The organism is Lautropia dentalis (assembly GCF_003892345.1).
GTDB lineage: Bacteria > Pseudomonadota > Gammaproteobacteria > Burkholderiales > Burkholderiaceae_E > Lautropia > Lautropia dentalis.
In genome coordinates, this window is record NZ_RRUE01000001.1 from 1,078,065 (window position 1) to 1,098,964 (window position 20,900).

The 20,900-nt window shown below is 62.7% G+C and carries 9 protein-coding genes (1 of these 9 only partly in view); 4 read left to right on the forward strand and 5 right to left on the reverse strand.

The window, feature by feature from the left end; translation table 11 throughout:
• Positions 1 to 7,498, forward strand: the 3' portion of a protein-coding gene (locus tag EHV23_RS15920; protein ID WP_238990267.1) for a non-ribosomal peptide synthetase. 542 nt of this gene lie to the left of the window's left edge; only the last 7,498 of its 8,040 coding nucleotides appear in the window; its start codon lies beyond the left edge, outside the window; its stop codon occupies positions 7,496 to 7,498.
• A 391-nt stretch (positions 7,499 to 7,889) separates the two neighbouring features.
• Here EHV23_RS15920 and EHV23_RS04080 read toward each other — a convergent pair whose 3' ends face one another.
• The 5 genes from EHV23_RS04080 to EHV23_RS04100 form a co-directional block, all read right to left on the reverse strand.
• Positions 7,890 to 8,180 carry a hypothetical protein gene (locus EHV23_RS04080; protein ID WP_125094822.1) on the reverse strand — a complete coding sequence of 97 codons (291 nt, stop codon included), beginning with the start codon at positions 8,178 to 8,180 and terminating at the stop codon, positions 7,890 to 7,892.
• A gap of 69 nt (positions 8,181 to 8,249) precedes the next feature.
• Entirely contained in the window at positions 8,250 to 9,572 is a 1,323-nt protein-coding gene (locus EHV23_RS04085; protein WP_203228864.1) for an ISL3 family transposase, read from the reverse strand.
• Positions 9,573 to 9,823: 251 nt separating this feature from the next.
• Positions 9,824 to 12,133, reverse strand: coding sequence for a TonB-dependent siderophore receptor (locus EHV23_RS04090; RefSeq protein WP_125094823.1), 2,310 nt, complete (start codon positions 12,131 to 12,133; stop codon positions 9,824 to 9,826).
• Between the two features lie 202 nt (positions 12,134 to 12,335).
• Positions 12,336 to 13,538 (reverse strand): acyl-CoA dehydrogenase family protein, encoded by a 1,203-nt coding sequence (locus EHV23_RS04095; protein ID WP_125094824.1) that lies wholly within the window; start codon positions 13,536 to 13,538, stop codon positions 12,336 to 12,338.
• A complete protein-coding gene (locus EHV23_RS04100) occupies positions 13,510 to 14,871 on the reverse strand; it encodes a lysine N(6)-hydroxylase/L-ornithine N(5)-oxygenase family protein (protein WP_125094825.1) in 1,362 nt (453 codons plus the stop codon). Before EHV23_RS04100 ends, EHV23_RS04095 begins: the two co-directional genes overlap by 29 nt.
• 232 nt (positions 14,872 to 15,103) lie before the next feature.
• Here EHV23_RS04100 and EHV23_RS04105 point away from each other — a divergent pair, with 232 nt between their 5' ends.
• The 3 genes from EHV23_RS04105 to EHV23_RS04115 are packed head-to-tail and all read left to right on the forward strand — an operon-like array spanning position 15,104 to position 20,327.
• Positions 15,104 to 15,946, forward strand: coding sequence for a formyl transferase (locus EHV23_RS04105; RefSeq protein WP_125094826.1), 843 nt, complete (start codon positions 15,104 to 15,106; stop codon positions 15,944 to 15,946).
• Between the two features lie 11 nt (positions 15,947 to 15,957).
• Positions 15,958 to 18,528 (forward strand): penicillin acylase family protein, encoded by a 2,571-nt coding sequence (locus EHV23_RS04110; protein ID WP_125094827.1) that lies wholly within the window; start codon positions 15,958 to 15,960, stop codon positions 18,526 to 18,528.
• An 8-nt stretch (positions 18,529 to 18,536) separates the two neighbouring features.
• Positions 18,537 to 20,327, forward strand: a complete 1,791-nt coding sequence (locus EHV23_RS04115) for a cyclic peptide export ABC transporter (RefSeq protein ID WP_238990268.1) — start codon at positions 18,537 to 18,539, stop codon at positions 20,325 to 20,327.
• Positions 20,328 to 20,900 lie beyond the last annotated feature (573 nt).

The following is a 20,900-nucleotide window of genomic DNA, read 5'->3' on the forward strand; positions in this document are numbered from 1 at the left end:
GGTGGTGCACCACATCATTGCCGATGACTGGTCCCTGCAGCTGCTGGTGCAGGAATTCGGGCAGATCTACGATGGGGCTGTACAGGGAAAGCAGGCGGCACTTCCGACGCTGCCCATTCATTACACCGATTATGCAGCCTGGCAGCGTAGCTGGATGGAAGCCGGGGAGAGTGACCGGCAGCTGGCCTACTGGACGGCATGCCTGCAGGGCGAGCGCCCGGTGCTGGAACTGCCGGCCGATGCACCACGCCGGGCCGACGGGCATTACACGGTGGCCAGCCAGCAGCGGGTGATCGATGGCCCACTGGCCGAAGGCATACGCCAGCTTTGTGCGCGCGAGCGACTGACGCCCTTCATGGTGTTTCTGGCGGCCTTTCAGCTGCTGCTGGCACGCCATACCGGGCTTTCGGACATCAGCGTGGGTATTCCGGTGTCCAACCGCAACCGGCCCGAGCTGGAAGGGCTGGTGGGATTTTTCGTCAATACCCAGGTGCTGCGCACCGTGATGCACGAGGGGCTCGGCCTGCGGCAGCTGCTGGCGCAGGTCCGGCAGACTGCCATTGGTGCACAGGCCCATCAGGACATGCCCTTCGACCAGCTGGTCGAGGCCCTGCATCCCGTGCGTACACCGGGGGTGAATCCCCTGTTTCAGGTGATGTTCAATTACCTGACCGAGGACGCGGTACCGCAGCAGGTAGCGCTGCCGGATGCCGTGCTGGAATCGTACCCGCTGGGCACCCAGGGGGCACAGTTCGAGCTGGTGATGAACACCGTGGAGGCGCCGGACGGTACCTTCCATGTGGGCCTGTCGTGGGCGGAGGAACTGTTCCGGGCAGAAACCATCGAACGCATGCTTTCGCATGTCGGGCAGATTCTGGATGCGATGGTGCATCACCCCGACATGCCCATCGGAAACGTGCCGTTGCTGTCGGCCGCGGAGCAAACAGACCTGCAGGCATGGGGATGCAATGCTCACCAGCATGCGTCGCTCGATCTGGTGCTGAACTCCCTCGCGCGCCACGTGCACACCAAACCAGCGGACACGGCCCTGCTGTTCGGTTCGGACAGCCTGTCGTATGAAGCGCTGGACCGCCGTGCGGAAACCCTGGCACGGAACCTGCGTGCCCGGGGCGTGTGCCCCGAGGACCGGGTGGGCATATTCCAGGAACGCTCGCTGGATCTGGTGGTGTCGATGCTGGGCATTCTGAAGGCCGGCGCCGCCTTCGTGCCGCTCGACCCCGAACTGCCGGCGCAACGGATTGCATACATGATACAGGACAGCGGCCTGCAGGTAGTGCTCACGCACGAGCGCCTGCGGGCGCAGCTGCCGGCGGTGGCTGGCGTGAACACGGTTCTGATGGAACAGGCATTGTCTGCTGGAGATGAGCCTGGCAGTGATGCAGGCACCGTGTACGGCCAGAACGACGGAAGTGCTGCGGGAAGCAAAGAAATACCGTCGGGATCGAACGCGGCCGGTGAAAGGGACAATGCCCGTGTTTCCGCCGTCGGCACGAATATCAGCCCGAACGATCTGCCTGACATTCATGGCAGCCAGCTGGCTTATGTAATCTACACCTCTGGTTCCACCGGCACCCCGAAGGGCGTGGGGGTGAGCCACCGCAGTCTGGCCAGCTGCATGCAGTGGATGCAACGTGTGTATGCGCTGGATGAGGATGATACGGTTCTGCACAAGGCGCCCATCGGCTTCGATGTGTCGTGCTGGGAAATATTCTGGCCACTGACCAGCGGCGTGCGGCTGGCCATTGCAGCACCGGGTGATCATCGTGATCCGCAGCGCATCTTTGCGCTGATCGAACGGCACCGTGTCACCACCCTGAATTTCGTGCCGCAGATGCTGCAGGCCTTTCTGGCCAGCCGGCAGGGGCAGCCGACGGGGCTGAAGCATGTGATGGTGGGCGGTGAGGCCATCAGTACGAAGGTCCAGTCGATGGCCGTGCAGGGGCTGGGTGAGGGTGTGCTGCAGAACCTGTATGGTCCAACCGAAACGACCATTCACGTCACCCGCTGGACCTGCCGGGATGACGGTCGCACGCCGGTGCCCATCGGCCGGCCCATCGACGAGACCCAGGCCCATGTGCTGGATGCGGCGCTGAACCCCGTACCCGTGGGTGTGCCAGGCGAGCTGTACATTGGCGGCAGACTGCTGGCGCGGGGTTATGTGAACCGTCCGGACCTCACGGCCGAACGCTTCGTGGCCGATCCCTTCGATGCCCATGGAGGTCGGCTGTATCGCACCGGTGATCTGGTGCGCTGGAGCGAAGAAGGCCAGCTGATCTATCTGGGGCGCATCGACGAGCAGGTGAAGGTACGGGGTTTCCGCATCGAACTGGGCGAGGTGGAGGCGCAGCTTCTCAAACAGCCCGGCGTACGCGAAGCGGTGGTGGTGGCGCGCGAGACTCCACAGGGCACGCAGCTGGCCGGTTATGTCTCGGGCCATGCTCATGCTGGTCAGACGCTGGATGGTTCCGTGCTGCGCCAGGCACTGAAAGCGGTGTTGCCGGATTACATGGCGCCGTCCGCCATCATGGTGCTGGAGGCGCTGCCGCTCAATGCCAATGGCAAGATCGACCGCAAGGCACTGCCTGAACCGGTATTGGATGCCGGAGAAGCGTATGAGGCCCCCGAAGGCGAGCTGGAAACGCAGCTTGCGCAGCTCTGGGCCGAAGTGCTGGGCGTCGAGCGTGTGGGCCGCAGCAGCAATTTCTTCGAACTGGGTGGTCATTCGCTGCTGGCGTTGACGCTGGTCGAGCGCATGCGTGCTGCGGGCCTGCGTGCGCAGGTGCGCGAACTGTTCGAACAGCCCGTGCTGTCGGCCTTTGCCGATGCGCTGGCACAGGCGCAGGCCGCAGCTCTGGCCCGTGCCGAAGCGGGCGAAGGCATGGGTGAGGGTGCAGGCGAGGGTGCAGCTTACGGCGAAATTACCATCTCGCCTAACGGCATTCCGGCCGGCTGCACGCACATCACGCCGGACATGCTGCCGCTGGTGCAGCTCACGCAGGCCGACATCGACACGGTGGCCGAACAGGTACCGGGTGGCATGGCCAACGTGCAGGACATCTACCCGCTGGCGCCGCTGCAGGAAGGGATGCTGTTCCACCACCAGCTGCAGCAGGAGGGCGATGCCTATGTGACGCCGACGCTGCTGGCCTTCGATACGCGCGAACGGCTGGAACGTTTCGTGGCCAGCCTGAACGAAGTGGTCGCCCGCCACGACATCCTGCGCACGGCCGTGTTGTGGGAGGGCCTGTCGAAGCCGGTGCAGGTGGTGAACCGGCAGGCGCATGTCGTACTGGAATGGCCTGACATCTACAACGTAGCATCTGCCGGTGCTGGCGCTTACCCAGGTGTAGGGGCAGGATCGGGTGCACTTCCGAACGTATCTGCGGATACATCAACGAATACAGATACGCACCAGAATGCAGATGCAATGCCAGACGTGGGCGTTGTTGCTGCCCGTGATGTCCGCACCCATCTGGAAAGCCTGATCGACCCGACGCGTCACCGCATCGACGTGCGCAAGGCTCCGATGATCCGCCTGCTGGCCGCGCAGGATGCAGCCAACGACCGCTGGCTGCTTCAGCTGGCCTCGCACCACCTGATCAGCGACCACACCACGCTGGAGCGGATGGTGCACGAGATCGGTTTGCTGCAGCAGGGCCGAAGCAGCGAATTGCCGCCGGTGGTGCCGTTCCGCAATTTCGTGGTACAGGCTGTGCTGGGTGCCGACGAGGCTGCGCACGAAGCCTTCTTCACCGACATGCTGGGGGATATCGAAGAAACGACTGCTCCCTTCGGCATTCTCGACGTGATGGGCGATGGCAGCACGGTCGAAGAAATTCACCATCCGCTGCCGGCAGACCTGTCGGTACGGATCCGGCAGGTGGCGCGCGCACAGGGTGTGAGCGCAGCCAGCGTGTTCCATCTGGCCTGGGCACTGGTGCTGTCGGCCACGAGCGGGCAGAACAATCCCGTCTTCGGCACGGTGCTGTTTGGCCGGATGGGGGGCGTGGCCGGTGCCGATCAGGCCATGGGCATGTTCATCAACACGCTGCCGGTACGCATCGATGTGGGCCGCGCCTCGGCGCAGGAAGCGCTGAAAGCCACGCATGGCCGGCTGGCGGCCCTGCTGAAGCACGAACATGCAAGTCTGCCGCTTGCACAGCGCTGCAGCCGTGTGCCGGCTGGTGCCCTGCTGTTCACGGCCCTGCTGAATTACCGCTACATGGCGCCGGACAGCCATGCCGACGGGCAGGATCAGGCCTGGGCTGGCATGAGCGTGCTGGGTGGCGAGGAGCGTACCAATTACCCGTTCGACCTGTCGGTGGACGAGACGGGCGATGGGTTCACGCTGGTGCCGCAGATCGATCTGCGCATCGGTGCGGCGCGTATGGCAGGGTACATGCAGCAGGCGGTGGAAGCGCTGGTGCAGCGCCTTGAGCGTGGTGAAACACGCCCGCTGGCCGAGCTGTCGGTGCTGCCGCAAGTAGAAGCGCAGCGGCTGGCCGTGCTGGGACATGGCATGCGCGAAGGCAGTAGCGTTATCGCTTCGCACATCGATGGGGTGGCAGCAGAGCACAGAAATGCTGCGGCCGAAGCGGAAAAATCGGCTGAGTCAGATGGGTTGGCCGGTACGGCCGCTGCGGTCGGGACGGTTGGCAGATTCGGTGAAATCGAACTGAACGCGCTGCCTTTTGCCTTCCGCCGCTTCGAAGCCCATGCGGCCGAACCGCCCGATGCCGTGGCCCTGGTGTTCGAGGGGCAGTCGCTGAGCTACGCGGAAGTCAACACCCGCGCCAACCGGATCGCCCATGCGCTGATCGCCCTCGGTGTGGGCGCAGACACGCGCGTCGGCATCGCGGTGGAGCGCTCACCCGAGATGATCATCGGCCTGCTGGCCATCCAGAAGGCGGGGGGTGCCTATGTACCGCTGGACCCGGCCTATCCGGCAGACCGTCTGGTGCACATGATGTACGACAGCGGCTTGCGCTGGGTGCTGACGCAGGCACATCTGCAAAATGCGCTGCCGAGGGTGGAGGGTGTCGGGCTGCTGGATATTGCAGAAATCGGGAAAGATGCGTCCAGCGAAAACCCGTTCGTGACACTTGCCCCCGACAGCCTGGCCTACGTGATCTACACCTCGGGCTCCACCGGCATGCCCAAGGGTGTGGCCATCAGCCATGCCGCACTGGCGGCCCATGCCGAAGTCTCCATCGGCTTCTTTGGGCTGACGGCTGCCGAGCGCATGCTGCAGTTCTCGACGATGAACTTCGACGGCTTCGTCGAACAGGTGTTTGGCCCGCTGAGCGCTGGGGCGAGCATCGTGATTCGCGGGCGGGACATCTGGGACAGCCAGACCTTCCACGAGCACCTGCTGGCCGATGGCATCACGGTGGTGGACCTGACTACCGCCTACTGGTCACTGCTGGTGCAGGATTTTGCCCAGCGGGGTGTTAAGGACTACGGCCGGCTGCGGCAGGTGCATGCCGGCGGCGAGGCCATGCCACCGGAAGTGATCGGCGCATGGCGCCGTGCCGGGATGCAGCACATCCGGCTGCTCAACACCTATGGTCCGACGGAAGCGACGGTAACAGCGGTGGTGCAGGACTGCGCACCCTTCGTGAACGGAAAGCTGCCGCTGCCGGTGCAGATGCCGATTGGTGAGGTACTGCCGGGCCGGCAGGTGCACGTGCTGGATGGCAATCTGAACCCGGTGCCGATGGGCGTGGTGGGGGAGCTGTACATCGGTGGCGAGCTGCTGGCACGCGGCTATGTGAACCGGCCGGAGCTGACGGCCGAGCGGTTCATTGCCAATCCGTTTGTTGATGACTTCACGCAGTCTCAGCAGATTCAGGGGGCAGAAGGCTATGTCTCTCGAACGGAGCAGCGTGCTGATGCCGGGGGTTATGAATGTGCAGCAGGCGATGGCACTATCCATGGAACCGGCAGCCGTTTGTACCGCACTGGCGATATCGTGCGCTGGAACGAACGGGGCCAGCTGGAGTATCTGGGCCGGATCGATGACCAGATCAAGGTACGTGGTTTCCGGGTGGAGCTGGGTGAGGTGGAATCGCAGCTGCTCAAACTGCCCGGCGTGCGCGAAGCCGTGGTGGTGGCACGCGAAACCTCGCAGGGCACGCAGCTGGCGGGCTATGTGTCTGGTGATGTGCCGGAAGGCACGGGTGCGGCACATCAGGGTGTATCCGGAATACTGGACGGAGCCGTCATTCGTCAGATGCTGAAGGCGGCACTGCCGGATTACATGGTGCCATCCGTCATTACGGTGCTGGACAGGCTGCCGCTCAACGCCAACGGCAAGATCAACCGTCGGGCACTACCCGAACCGGTATTCGACGCTGGTGATGCGTACGAGGCCCCTGAAGGCGAACTGGAAACGCAGCTCGCGCAGCTCTGGGCCGAAGTGCTGGGTATCGAGCGTGTGGGCCGTTACGACAATTTCTTCGAGCTGGGCGGCCACTCGCTGCTTGCGCTGACGCTCGTTGGCAGAATCAAGAACAGCGGCCTGGCTGTGGAGGCCAGTCTGGCGCGGTTGCTGAAAACCCAGACGATTGCGGGGTATGTGGCCGAAGATGGCCATGGACACGAATACTCCCGGCTGCATGCGGACGGCCTCGAACGCCTGGCGGTAAGCCTCAATCGCTGCGCCGTGCCGAACGCAGCACCGCTCTTCATGGTGCATGAGGGGCGTGGCAGTGTGCTGGATTACGTGACGCTGGCACAGGCGTTGGTGGACAAATGTCCCGTCATAGGGCTTTCGTTGGATGCCGCTCGTGTGCCGGGTGACATGATGCAGATTGCCCATCTGCACGCCAGAACCATCAGAAAAATCCAGCCAGTGGGCGCCGTAAGAGTTGCTGGCTGGTCACTGGGTGGTGCGCTGGCGCCACTCATCGCAAAGGTGCTGGAAGACGAGGAACGAGAGGTTGCCTGGGTGGGGGCAATCGATCCGTATATCCAGTCACTGGATCGGGAAGATATTTCGCCCGTCGATTTCGTCCGTGCGTATGTGCAAAGCCTGGTTTCTGAGGAGGGGGCGAATACTGCGCTTTGCGACAGGAATGTGATTGCCTGGCTGGATGAGGTAAGGAATCTGGGAGATGAGACCTTCACCGCTGAATGGGTGAGGGCTTTGACGGAGCACGTCAGGAAGTTAGGGCTTCCCCGTTTGCCTGACGGCCAGGATATGGACGGAAAAGAACTTCAGCTGGGAAGCGGGGAACTTTCCGACCTGTTTGCTGCTTCATGGAAATTGCACAAGGCCAGCAATGCTCCGTGCGAAGGCGTTCATATTCGCGCGTCCATGAACATCTGGTGGGCGGGGGCAGCACGTTCCGAGCACGCAAGCGCGTTTACGGGATGGATGAAGAGCGATACATGTACAGAAAGGGTTCTGTCAGAAGATCATGCAGGTATCATCCGGTCGGAAGTTCTGCTAAGGGACATCATATCCATCTCATGAAAGCTGGATGTGGACATTTTGCAGGCCCGGCACCGTCTGTACCAGACGGCGCGTAGCCAGACACCATTACGCTGGTCAGGCAACATCCGCAACTGACAACCCATCACGATAGTCACGTTCAACCCGGAGCGTGGCAGCGTGGCTCAGGCAGTCACCAATCCGTGCAGTAACGGACAGACGGCTGCATGATCCATCGAACAACTTGACTTTCACCCCAGGAGCCCGTTCAACGACGGGCTGGCTGGCGGATTCTGGGTTGTTCAGGGCTGACTCATCAACTTATGGTTCAAGCATTGCATTCCATTCGCGCCAAAACAGGTGTCCTCCTGCATTAAGTGGATAGCTGTTTTGGCGCAGGGGCTGAACAATGTAATTGACAACCGTTTGCGACTTATTTTCGACGGAGCTTCATGTACTCAATATGCGCCCTACGGCAATAGTCGCGTGCCCCAGCCCTTTTTTCACCACCAGGCATTGCTCTTACTCGCAATATGCATGAATTGTAATGCATTGGTTGAATTGCGGTTGGAGGGGTCACAATATTGCCTAATCCCAGCGTAGGAAGTGATATCTTCTGTTCTGAAGCATAGGCATTTTCTAGTGCGTTGTCTCCGTTGCTGGTGGCGTGTGCATTGTAAGTTGCCAGAAGTAGCATGGCAGCAATTGTCATAAGCTTCTTCATTTGATTTTCTCCTGTGAAATGAAGAGTCATGCTCCAGCAACAAACCTATATTGTATGGGTCTTCGCGGATCAGTGTGGGTGCAATCGGGCGTTTTCGGGTAGCGGGGGCAGGAAACTGGCAATGACCTTGAGCCTCAGATAGTCCTCATCCCGGTATCCGTAAGCACTGCGCTGAATGACCCGGATCTTGTTGTTCAGCCCCTCCACCATCCCCAGGCTGACCTTGTTCTCGGGTCGGCAGTAGGCGGCAATGCCATCCCAGTGCCGCTCTATCATTTCGGCAAACTTTCGGTACGGTTCAAGACGCTGCCATCGCAGGCTCTGTTTCCAGCGCTCGAAGAACGCCCTGGCACCGCGCTCGGTTCTGTAGCTCCACAGCTGCCCAAACGACTCCTTCAGCAGGTAGGCCGTGTTCAGCCGCCGATTGGCTGCCAGCAGCTTCTTGAGTGCCTGCCGGCCTTCCAGCGTCAGGTTTTCCTGCGCCGACAGCAGCGTATAGCGCTGCCCCTTGATCCACGACCTGTCCTTGCCTTGCAGACGCTTGTACTCGTCGCGCCTGACCTGATCGAGCGCCTTCGAGAGATGCCGCATGATGTGGAACTTGTCGAACACGATCGCTGCGTTGGGAGCCTTGTCGCGCACCGCGTTGCGAAACGGGCGCCACATGTCGATCACCACAAGCTCGATGCCATCGCTTGCCTTGCTCCCCAGCTGGGCGAAGAACTGCTCCACATCGGCTTGCGTGCGTCCGTTGCCGCCCATCCATATCGGTCTGCCCTGGTCCAGATCACTGACCACCACGCGATAGTCATGCCCCTTTCTGACCGCTATCTCATCGATGCCTATCGCTCTGGGCCTGAGCCGACCGGCACGACGAACCTGTTCCTGCATGTACAGCTTCGACAGATCCTTCACCGTGCTGTCGTGAAGCCGCTCCAGCTCTGCCACGGCCTTGTTGCTCATGCTCGTGCACAACCTGCCGACATGCAGCGCAAAGCGCTCGGTATAGCGTGGATTCTGCGCCAGCCAGTCAAGCCGTTCTACATGCACGCCGCCGCACCCCGAACACCGTACCCGCCAACGTTCGAACTCCAGGTACACCACCCAGTCTGCCACCCGAAGATCCCGCACACGGCACCTCCGCTGGTCGTAACGCCCCCGGCAGCGCTGCCCGCAATTTGAGCAAATGGCCGTTTTTTTCGGCGTCTCAGCTGCACGACTCTCGCCTTGGGGTCCCCGAAGATTCCCTTCAACTTCGCCGATGCCACGAAGCCGGGAACGGACAAAAGCTCCCTCAGACTGCGACCTGTTTTCATGCACAGCACCTCGATCCAGTGTCGATACACGATACGACATCATCATCTGCGCTGTAAAGCCCTTGATTTCAGGCATCAAACGCCGATTCCACCCTCCAGGTCATCCACACTGATCCGCGAAGACCCTATTGTATGAATGAAGGTTTAACTGCTGAGCGTTTCAATTATACGAAAACGTATCAATTCGTCAATAGTTTTCTGGTATAAGTGGTGGTTGAAAAGATGCCGGGTTTGCTTATGGCAATAAAAAACGCCGGCAGCCAAGTTGGCCAACCGGCGTTTTCAGCACTCTCGCGCGGGAGTGCTGCGGTTCATGACAACGTATGCTTACCAGCGATACGTGATCGTGCCGGTAATACGACGGCGTGATCCCCAGCCGCAGTCTCCGCCACTGCTGCAGTAGGCGACATATTTCTTGTCGCTCACGTTGTTGGCGTTCAGCGCGAACGTGACGTTGTTGACCTCGTAGCTCGCCATTAGATCGCCTGTAACCACGGACGGAACTTTGACGCCGTCGTTGGACCCGTCGCCCATCTCGCCCTTGTAGATGACGCCTGCGCCCACGCGAAGATTGGGCAGACCAAAGTCACTGAAGCGATAGGTTGCCGAAATGGCCGCAGTGTGTTTTGGAATTGTCTGGAGCTGAGCTTTGAGGCTATTTGCTGTTGCCTCATCCACAACCGCATTATAGGCGCGGTTGTAGGTGTACTGAGCAATAAGATTCACCGTTCTCAGATTGAACGCGGATTCAAGCTCAATGCCTCTGGATTTGATTTTGCCATTCTGGATGCTGTAGCCCGGGTTATTTGGGTCGTCAAGAACGCCGTTCTTCTGATTGATGTTGAACACTCCGCCAGTAAGGAGAATGCGTTTGTCGGGCGAGAGCCATTTCACACCGCCTTCAACTTGTTTTCCGACAGTGGGTTTGGCAAGTCCTCCATCTGCAAGCCTGGTGCCGTACTGTGCTTCGAACGATTCCGCATAATTGATGTACGGTGAAACGCCTCCACCGACATCCCAAACCACACCGATGTTGGGACTGACTTTGTGGTCGTTCTGTTTGGTTACGGCATTTTTCTCCTGACCGGGGCTTGTGAGTCTCTGCTCCACGCGGTCATAGCGCAGCGCACCAGTAATGGACAGTGCGTCCGTCAGCTTGACCTGGTCTTGAAGTGTTATACCGTATGCCTTGAATTTCTTGGTTTGAGGATCAATCTCAGAGAGATCCGGTAACTCGTAACCCCCATACACAGGGTCATAGGCGTTGAGAGGTGTCGCCTCCGCTTCCATAGACCTGGTGGTGCCATGGATGTTGTTCATGTCAAAACCAATCAACGCGTTGTGCTTCATGCTTCCCGTGTTGAAATGGCCCTGGAACAGAAGGTCTCCAGTCAATGAGTTTCTGCGTCCTGACTCATGGCTGAAGGTACGTTGCATGTACTGACCGTTTTCAATGTCAACCTCGCCATCTTCGTTTACCCAGACCTCATCCATCAGTGAATAGTTGGGATACATGGTATTCAGAATCCGCTCGTTCTTGGCGAAGCGCAGATGGTGACGCATGCTCCAGTTGTCGCTGAGTTGCTGGTTCACCTCCCAGCCCGCACGTTTCCGAATGCCGCGCGCGCGATCAAAATCAGGTTCACTGACGAACAGGCGGGGAGAGATCTTGCCAATGGCGCGGTTTTGAAGGGTGCCCAGCCGCGGCAGGTACCCCTGCACGGTGTTGTTGTAGTCACGCTGATATTCAGCAAATACCGTTATATTGGTACGTGCGGTGGGAACCCATGTCAGCATGGGTTTGAAGACGGCGCGCTCGCTTTTGGCGTGGTGTACCTGGGCGCCACCCTTGCTACCCAAGGCTATCACCCGGTACAGCCACTGGCCATCCTTGTCCAGTGGGCCGGTGGAGTCCAGTGACATCAGTTTTGTGTCGTAGGTTCCGTAGCTGACGTTCAGTTCGCCAAACTTGGTGGCCTGTGGACGCTTACTGACCAGGTGGATGATCCCCCCCGGGCTGTTGTGACCAGAGAGTGCCGAGCTTGGGCCACGCAGCACTTCCATCCGCTCATACAGGAAAGGTTCGTCCCTTACGTCCCCTTTCTCAGAGGTATCAGTGATGTCAGGAATCCCATCCTGGAAGGCACGGGTACCGAAGCCGCGCATCTGGATCCAGTCGCCTAGAGGATCCTCACCGAAGTTTCCGGAAGAAACCCCTGGCATATACCGCATGGCTTCAGAAAGGCTGCGGGAATTCTGATCCTGAATCTGCTGGGCACCAATCACGCTGATCGAGCGGGGAATCTCGTTGATCGGCGTTTCGGTCCGCGTGCCCGCCGAGGAGTTGGTCGGCACATACCCACTCACCTGGTTCACATCCCGGCTGCGATCCGTCACGTTGATCTCCGGCAGCGTGGCCGCCTTGACCTTCAGGCCGGAACCGCTGCTGCCGTCATCGCCGGTGGCGCGAATGGCACCGTCGTCACCCGTTGCACGAATCGCACCATCGTCGCTGGTGGCGCGGATGGCGCCATCATCTGATACTTCCTGGGCGTGGATGCCGCTTCCGGAGAACAGAATCCCACACGCGCCAAGGCTGACGACCAGCGGTCTGAGGGAAAAATGCTTAGGTTTCATGTGGGCTCATCTCCTTGAGCAAAAGAGTTAAGGGAAATCCGGCGCAGATCCCGATACGGGCCCCGTCCCGAGGGGCGTTTAACACATAGTTGTGGTCTCTGCAGACCTAACATATATGCGTATCAATATGATTGGCAACCTGCAAAACGTAACCAGATGATCGCAAATGTTTCTCAAACTTCATGAAACTTGACAATGTGGTTCAGGGCGCCGGTGCAACGGCGGGGTCCGGCGCCAGCCCCATCAGCTCGCGTCCCATGGCTTCGGCGCACAGGTCGTAGTTGGTGTAGGCATGGGCGGCGGTGATGTTCATGTCGCGAAAAAGCCGCTGCAGCGGGTTTTTGTGCGGCCATGCCGAGGCGCCAGAGGCGATGAACAGCCGGTTGACGGCCTCGGCGCACTGGTTGACGGCGTAAGCCTGGTCGGTGCGCCAGGCCACGGCGGTTTCCTGCGAGGGGTAACGCTGGGCTTCGGCGTGCTGCTGGTGGTCCAGCCACGAGGTTTCCATCAGCGCGCGCGCGGCACGGATCTGGTGGGCCGACTGGCCCAGTTTCTGCAGAATGTGATGCTGCGTACCAACAGCGATACTGTTGTACGCGTGCCGCCGATTGCGGTTTTTTTCCACGAAAAGGTCCAGCATCCGTTGCGCGATACCCAGGCCGATGGCGGCAAAGATGCTGGCAAAGTAGGGGCGGTACGGCGCATGGAAGAGCCGGCTGTCGGGGTGGGCGGATATTCCGGCCGATTTCCCTTCACGCAGCATGTCGTCGATGGGCTGGATGCGGTAGTCGGGGATGAACACCTGGTCCAGCACGAGGGTTTTGGAGCCGCTGCCGGCCATGCCGGCGCTGTCCCAGTCGTCGTCGATGGTGTAGTCCTGCCGTGGCAGCACGGCCAGGCAGTACGTTTTGCTGCCGTCGGCCTGCGGGCGATTCACGCCCACGATGGCCCATTCGGTGTGGTCACAGCCACTGCTCCAGCCAAAGCGGCCCGACAGGCGTATGCCGCCGTCCACTTCCTCGTGCTCTCCCAGCGGGGCGATGCTGCTGCTGGCGGTGGCATCCGGGCTGTGCAGCCATACCTCGTCCTGCAGCCGCTTCGGAAAATGCGCCAGCATGAAGTGGTGGGTGCACATCAGGCCAAATGCCCAGGCGGTGCTGGCGCAGGCGCCGGCAATGTCCATCAGGCAGTGGGTTAGTACCGGCAGGGGGGCTTCGTATCCGCCGTAGGCCCTGGGCAGGAACACCCTGTGCAGGCCGGTTGCCTTCAGCAGGGCGATGTTTTCTGCGGGCACCATGCGGTCCTGTTCCGTTTGCGCGGCCCGGGCCCCGATCTGCGGCAGCACGGCACGGACGCGCTCCGCAAGCTGCGCGGCTTCAGAGGGATGGGGAGGCTTCGGATTCATGGCGGGCATGGTGCTGTCTGGAGGCGGATGAAGCGGCCGGGAGGCTGTCCGGACCATCGAACTGTCCGGCCGAGGCAAGCAGCGTGTCGGCAATCTGTCCGGCGCGGATGGCCGCAACCGACAGCAGGGTGTCGCTCAGGCCGTGGGTGGCTTCGTTGGAACCGAGCACGAACACGGTGGGTTCGAATTCGCGCACCGATTTCAGCCGGTAGTGGCGGTCCACCGAAAAATCGGTGATGTACGGCCGGATCTCGCCCAGCAGCTTCTGGTGCAGCGAGCGCTCGTAGCCGGTGGCCAGGATGACGGCGTCATGGGCCTGCTGGTACTGGCGGCCGGTGTTGAGGTCGGTCAGCACCAGTTCCACATGGTCTGCACGTGGCACCACGGCAGAAACCTCGTGCCGCATGCGCAGTCGCAGCCTGTCCGGATGCAGGAACCGGTCCTCGTACAGGCGCCGGTTCATGGCATGCAGCAGGTCCACGTCGATGGCCGCGTAGTTGGTGTGGTGAAAGGCTTCGAGGAAGGCCGCGCGCTGGGCCGCATCCAGCTGATAGAAATGGTCGATGAATTCCTCGTCGAAGATTCGGTTGACGAAGGGGGTTTCATCGGCCGGTCGGGGGGCGTAGGCGCGGGCGACGAGATCGACGTGGTTGGCTTCGTCGCTGGCCAGGTCCATGAAGATTTCCGCCGCGCTCTGGCCGGCACCGATGATGGCGTAGCGCCGCGCGCCGGGGTTCCGGCTGCGGCCCGCCAGATAGTGATGGGAATGAAAGACCCGGGCATCGGCCATGGCCGGCTGGAAGGCCGCCGGCACGCGGGGGGAGCCCCCCAGGCTGGTGATCAGGTTGCGGGTGCGCCGTCTGATCCGTTCGCCCTCTGCCGTGTGCGAGGTGACTTCCAGCAGGGTCACGCGGCCCGATTCCACCACCGGGTCGATGGCGGTCACGGTCTCGCCGGTGCTGGCCCAGTCGCGCAGCTGGTCGAAGGCCCACGTCAGGTAGTCGTTGAACTCCACCCGGCTGGGGTTGAAGCTCTTGAGGTTGCAGAACGCGCTGAAGCGCCCCTGCTGGTGGACGTAGTTGATGAACGAGTAGGGGCTGCGCGGGTTGCGGGGGGTGGCCAGATCCTTCAGGAAGCTCACCTGCATGTCGGCATCCCGGATCAGCATCTGCGGGTGCCACGAGAAGGTGCGCTGCCGTTCGAGGAATACCGCGTTGAATGCGTCCCGGGCGCGCTGCCCCGGATGGCGTTGCTGGAGGCGCTCTTCCAGGGCGATGGCGATGGCCATGTTGGAAGGGCCGAAGCCGACGCCGATTGCGTCATGCACGGTCATGGATTCTCCTTGTCAGGGCTGGCCTGTGAGGACATGAGGAAGGGGATGAGGCCCCCCGGGCAGGCATCGGCCCATGGAGTCTCTGTCACTACTGGACGAATCTGCACGATTTTTGTTTAATGATGTAGTATTTAGATACGTATATTGAACAAAAAGCGGCCCGTTCCGTCTAATTGATTCGGGTGTTGGTGCATGTGTCGCCAATTGTTGATATCTTGACAAAGGTGGGTCGATGGCTGCAAAGCGGCTGGTTTATCTGATGTCTTTGCGCAACGCCGCTGCCGATCAGGCCGGTCAATGGGTCACCTGTCGGGGCGAACGCTGTTACATGAAGTCCCCGCTGGAGTATCTGGTCGGGCAGCTGGAGCAGACGGCGCTGGGCCGGTACTACACGCTGGCAGGCGTGATCTACGACGATGTGCCGGGCTATGCGCGGGACATGGAAAAGGTCGGTGGCTACGGGTTTGCGCCCGGTGAGGGCGAGCACTGGATCTGTCCGCCCGACCTGCAGGTACAGGGGCGTGCGCTGCGCGACCTGATGGAGAACCTGCCTTCGTCCTACCGTGCGCTGCCTGCGGCCGATACGGCCGGCCGGGCCGCGGGCAAGGCGGAATTCGAGCGCCGGCTGGAGGCGCGCCTGCTGGCGCTGCAGGCCGATCTGGTGGTGGTGGATGGCCTGATTCTCATCCTGGATGCGCTGGTGCGCCCTGGCGCGGTGTTTCACAACCGGGTGTTCAACATCCATCCGGGCGTCACGCGGGCCGATTCGCCGTACGAGCGCCGTGGTGCCACGGCAACGCTTGATGCACTTTACGGCGCACGTGGCCAGAAGGTGTTGAACTGGCAGACAATGGAGTCACGGCCGGTTACGCCTCTTTACCGAACCGGTGCTTCTTTCCACGTGGTGGATGGCGGCATCGATTCCGGCCCCGTGCTCTGGGACGTGCTGTCTACCCCCATCGAACCGGACGACACCATTCTCGAACTGCGGTGGAAGAACTTCCACCAGAGCCTGTTCCCGGCGCTGTCTCATGGTCTGGCCCTGCTGGCCGGCATGTCCGGGCGTATCCACTGAATTTCCGTGCTATGCGTCGTGCCACTTTGCTGAATATCCTGCCTTCCGGGGCCCGGCGCCTGACGCTGCCCCTGCTGCTGTCCGTACTGCTCCCCCAGGGAGCCGCGGTGGCCGGGGTGGTGGATATCGAGCGCACCACCGATGGCATTCCGCACATTCGTGCGCAGAACTGGCGCGATCTGGGGCGGGGTATCGGCTATGCACAGGCCGAAGATGCGCTGTGCACGCTGGCCGAGGGTTTCCTGACGTATGCCGGCGGCCGTTCGCGCGAATTTGGCGGTGATGGCCGGCCGGCGTCCAGTTCCATGCTGGGTCGCCCCACCAACCGGGAGCTGGATTTCTTCTTCCGCGCGTTTGCCACGCATGACGCGGTGCGCAGCTGGCAGCAGCATCAGCCCACCCAGCTCGATGCGCTGGCCGAAGGTTACGCGGCCGGTTACAACCAGTACCTGCAGCAGGCACGCCAGGGCAGTACGAAGGTGCACCACCGCGCCTGCCTGGAGCAGACGTGGGTGAGGCCCATTACGGCCGCGGATGTGGTTCGCCGGATGCTGGCCGCCCAGTGGGGCGGCGGGCTGGTGCATTTCATTGCGCCGCTGGTAGCCGCGGCAGCGCCCGTGGACGGGCAGGCCGGTGTGGATGCTGCGCCTGCGGACGATGCGCCGGACATGCCGTCGGCATCGGCGGCGGTGGACGGAACCGTGGTACCGCAGCCCGGCAGGGCGGCTGCGGAGGAGCTGCGCCGGATGCTGCGTGTGCGCATCGGGCATGCGCCGTGGCTGGGCAGCAACGGCATGGCATTTGGCGAGGCCGTGACCGGTGAGGGACAGTCCGTGCTGTTCGGCAATCCGCACTGGTACTGGTCGGGGCCGGACCGTTTCTACCAGATGCATCTGACCATTCCCGGAACGCTGAATGTGGCGGGGGCGGGCTTTCTGGGCGTTCCGCTGGTGATGGTCGGCTTCAATGAGCAGGTGGCCTGGACGCACACCGTGTCCACGGCGCGCCGCTTCAGCCTGTATGCCCTGCAGCTGGAGGGCGGCAAACCCGCGCGCTACCGGGTGGACGAGGCGCGGCCACGCCTGTCGCAGCGTGAGGTGAGCATCGAGGTCCGTGGCGAGGATGGGCGCATCCGCACGGAGCGGCGTACCTTCCGCCAGAGCGGCATGGGGCCGCTGATCGGCCTGGGCATTCTGAGCCCGGCCCTGAAGACCACCGACCGGCAGGCTTTCGTGCTGCGCGACGTGAATGCCGGCAACGACCAGGTGTTTGCGCAGTACCTGGCCTGGAACCAGGCCGGCTCGCTGACCGCGTTCATCGGCATCCAGCGCAAGATGCTGGCTTCGCCCTGGGTGAATACGCTGGCCATCGGCCGTGGCGAGGGCCGGGTCTGGTATGGCGATCTGGGGGCCGTGCCGGCCGAGCGTGATGACTGGGTGCAGCGCTGTGTGGTGCCGGGGGCCGACATGCAGGCCATCATGCAGGAAATCGGCCTGCCGGTGCTGGACGGCAGCCGGCAGGCGTGTCTGCCGGGCGGCGGTTCGAAGGATCCTGCCGCCGCCAGGCTGGCAGCGCAGGAAATGCCCGGCCTGCTGCGCCAGGATTACGTGGCCAACATGAACAATTCGTACTGGCTGACCAACGCCCATGCGCCGCTGACGGGCTTTCCGGCCGTGATGGGCGGCGAACCGGACACGCTGGAGATGCGGGCGCGCTTCGGGCAGCAGTTGGCCCTGTCGCAGCTGGAACGCCCGGTCCGCTCGGCACGCGCCCTGGGTGACCGGCTGGCGCGCGAGCTGCTGACGTCCGAACCGTATTCGGCCCGCCGCTATCGGGCGGCGGTGCTGGAGACCGCCTGTGGCGAGGCGGCACCGCAGAGCGGTGCGGCGCAGGAAGGTGCGCAGGCCGGGGTTCGGCGCGCGTGCGAGGTGCTGTCGGCCTGGTCGGGCAGGGCCGATGCCGATGCGCGCGGGGCGCTGCTGTGGGAGGCCGTGTGGCGTGCCTTCGGGCGGGCGGCGGAACGGGGCGTGACGGGTGTGCCGACCGGTGCGCCGGCCGATCCGGCCAAACCCCTGCAGGAAGCCCCCGCCGGTGAAAAACTGCGCCGTTCCCCGCTGCGTGCGGCCATGGCCGAGGCCGTGGAAGACATGCGCACGGCCGGGCTGGCGCCCGATGCGCCGCTGTCGGCCACGCGTGTGGTGTCCACCATGGACGGGTATGTGCCGGAATTTGGCGGCTGTGACGAATACGGTTATTTCATGGTGTTCTGCGACAGCGGCGCCGAAGAGGGCGGCATCGAGGGCAACAGCTACCTGCAGCTGGTGCATTTTGCCGACGACGGTGTGCACGCCCGTACCCTGCTCGCCCATGGACAGGACGAGGAGGCCATGACGGCGGTATCCAGCGGCCTGGTGACGGCGCCGGGCACCGGCATGCCGGACGCAGCGCTGCGGGGCAGCGTGGTGGCACCGGTGGTGCGCTATGCGCAGCGGCGCTGGCTGCCGTTCCCGTTTACCGCAGAGCAGATCCGGCGTGACGGGGTGCTGTCGCGCGTGGTGCTCTCGACCGGGGGGCGCCAGTGACCGGGGGGATGATGCAGGGGCCGGCAGCCGCCATCCGGAACCGGCCTGTTTTCCGGTATCTGCTGGGGCAGTTCTGGCCCCGGCTGCTGGCCTGTGCCGTGCTCAGCGTGGCGGGGGGGCTGCTGAGCGTGCGCATGCTGGTGCTGATCAACGAGGTGATCTCGGCTTCTGCGGCGTCCGAACGGACGCAGCTCGGGCTGGAGTTTGCGCTGGTGGCGGTGCTGGCCATGGTGTTCCAGTCGGCCGGGCAGATCCTGCTGGAGCGGCTGGGGCAGCGCATTCATGCCGACCTGCGCATCTATCTGGCTGGCCAGGTGAACCAGGCGGATTACCGTTCGCTGGAAATGACGGGCTGGGGGCGGCTGCAGGCCTCGATGTCCGAGCACACCCAGAACATCAAGTATTTCTTCGGGCTGCTGCCGCTGCTGCTGACCAACCTGGCCATCGTGCTGGGCGGGCTGGTGTACATGGCCGTGCTGTCGTGGTGGATTTTCCTGCTGGCGGTGGCGGTCATCGGCATTGGGCTGCTGATCTATTACCGGGCCGATGCACGGGCGGCTGCGCATCTGGATGCAGCCGATCAGGCGCAGGACCGGATGCTGGCGTTCTTTCACGGGCTGCTCAGCGGGGCCAAGGAGCTGCGGCTGCATCTGGGCAAGCGCGAGCGTTTTCTGCAGTCGCACATGTACGACTCCATCCGGCAGGTGCAGCACGAGCGTTCGCGGGGCATGACCATCTACATCATCTCGTCGGTCTGGCACCAGTTTCTGATCTACCTGTTCATCGGGCTGGTTCTCTTCGTTCTGGTGGGCGATGTGTCCGGGCAGGTGCAGGTGATGACCGGTTTTGCCCTGCTGCTGGTGTACATGGTGGGGCCGCTGGAGTCGGTGCTGGGCTCGCTGCCGACGATGAAGCTGGCCATCATTTCCGCCCGTCACATGGAAGACACGGTGGCGGGGCTGTCGCAGCAGGAACATGTGGCGAGGTCGCACGAGGCGCGGCATTTCCGCTCGCTGGCGCTGCAGGGCGTGGAGCACCAGTACTACAACGAGGCGAACAGCCGCAGCTTCATGCTGGGGCCGGTGAATCTGGCCTTTGCACCGGGCGAACTGGTGTATCTGGTGGGCGGCAACGGCAGCGGCAAGACGACATTGGCCAAGCTGCTGGTGGGGCTGTACCGGCCCGAGGCCGGGCAGATTCTGGTGGATGGCGTGCCGGTCACGGACGCCGACCGCGACCACTATCGCCAGACGTTTTCAGCAGTTTTTTCCGATTTTCATCTCTTCGACAGCATTCTGGACGGTGTGTCGCCGGCCTTCGACGAGCGGGGCAATGCATGGCTTGCGCGTCTGGGGCTGGAGCACAAGGTACAGATCCGGAACGGCGCGTTCACGACCCGTTCGCTGTCGCAGGGGCAGCGCAAGCGGCTGGCGCTGGTGGTGGCCTGCCTGGAAGACCGTCCCTTTCTGGTTTTCGATGAATGGGCGGCCGATCAGGACCCGGTTTTCCGTGAAACGTTCTATGGCGAGCTGCTGCCCGAGCTGCGTGCCATGGGCAAGACCGTGCTGGTGATCAGTCACGATGACCGTTATTTCCATCTGGCCGACCGGCTGGTGCGAATGGCGCACGGGCAGGTGGTGTCGATCGGGTCTCCCGGTGGCACCGTGGCGGCAGCTTCCGGTGAGGCTGTCCATTCCTTTGACAGAAAGGCCATTCAGGTGGCAATGCCGACGAGCAATTCAGGTTCTCATGATGCGGATGCAGGACATCTGCAACCCAGTGCCAGGGGAGGGGTGTGATGGCAAGAAACAAGGTATCCCAGGGGACACCCAGGGCGCAGGCGCTGAGGCGGGCGGAGGCCGACCGGGTCAGCGCAGGCAGGCAGAAAGCGGCCAGCGTCGATGACGACGCCAGGGACGAAGTGCAGGGTGCCGATGTTTCCGCTGCGGCCAGCGCCGCGGTGAAGACCGGCGCATCCCGGACCGGTACGGCCCGCCAGGATGCCGCGCGAGCACAGGCAGCCCGCGCAGACGCTGCCCGTGATGCAGTTCCTGCAGAAGCCGGTCCTGCGGAGGCGGGCGCCGCAGACGCTGCGCATGCGGATGTCGCACAGGCGGATGTCGCTCATGCCGATGAGGGTCATGCCCATGATGCGCATCCCCAGGGTGCCCACACCCAGGGTGGTCACGCCAATGGTGCTCATGGCAATGGTGCTCACGCGGCGGCAGGCCGGGCCGATGTGTCCCGGGCCGCCGAGGCGCGCCATGCCGACACTTTGCGCGGCGACGTGGGACGGCAGGAGGCCGTCCGGCACGGGCATGGCCGGGTGACCGAGGCAGCGCCCGCCCATGCCGATCATGGTTCCGGCGGCT

What these genes read in the sequence shown, in the direction of transcription:
- EHV23_RS04100 (WP_125094825.1), bottom strand. Translation starts at nt 14,871, where the DNA reads ATGACCGTGCATGACGCAATCGGCGTCGGCTTCGGCCCTTCCAACATG.
- EHV23_RS04080 (WP_125094822.1), bottom strand. Translation starts at nt 8,180, where the DNA reads ATGAAGAAGCTTATGACAATTGCTGCCATGCTACTTCTGGCAACTTAC.
- EHV23_RS04115 (WP_238990268.1), top strand. Translation starts at nt 18,537, where the DNA reads ATGATGCAGGGGCCGGCAGCCGCCATCCGGAACCGGCCTGTTTTCCGG.
- EHV23_RS04105 (WP_125094826.1), top strand. Translation starts at nt 15,104, where the DNA reads ATGGCTGCAAAGCGGCTGGTTTATCTGATGTCTTTGCGCAACGCCGCT.
- EHV23_RS04110 (WP_125094827.1), top strand. Translation starts at nt 15,958, where the DNA reads ATGCGTCGTGCCACTTTGCTGAATATCCTGCCTTCCGGGGCCCGGCGC.
- EHV23_RS04090 (WP_125094823.1), bottom strand. Translation starts at nt 12,133, where the DNA reads ATGAAACCTAAGCATTTTTCCCTCAGACCGCTGGTCGTCAGCCTTGGC.
- EHV23_RS04085 (WP_203228864.1), bottom strand. Translation starts at nt 9,572, where the DNA reads ATGCCTGAAATCAAGGGCTTTACAGCGCAGATGATGATGTCGTATCGT.
- EHV23_RS04095 (WP_125094824.1), bottom strand. Translation starts at nt 13,538, where the DNA reads ATGAATCCGAAGCCTCCCCATCCCTCTGAAGCCGCGCAGCTTGCGGAG.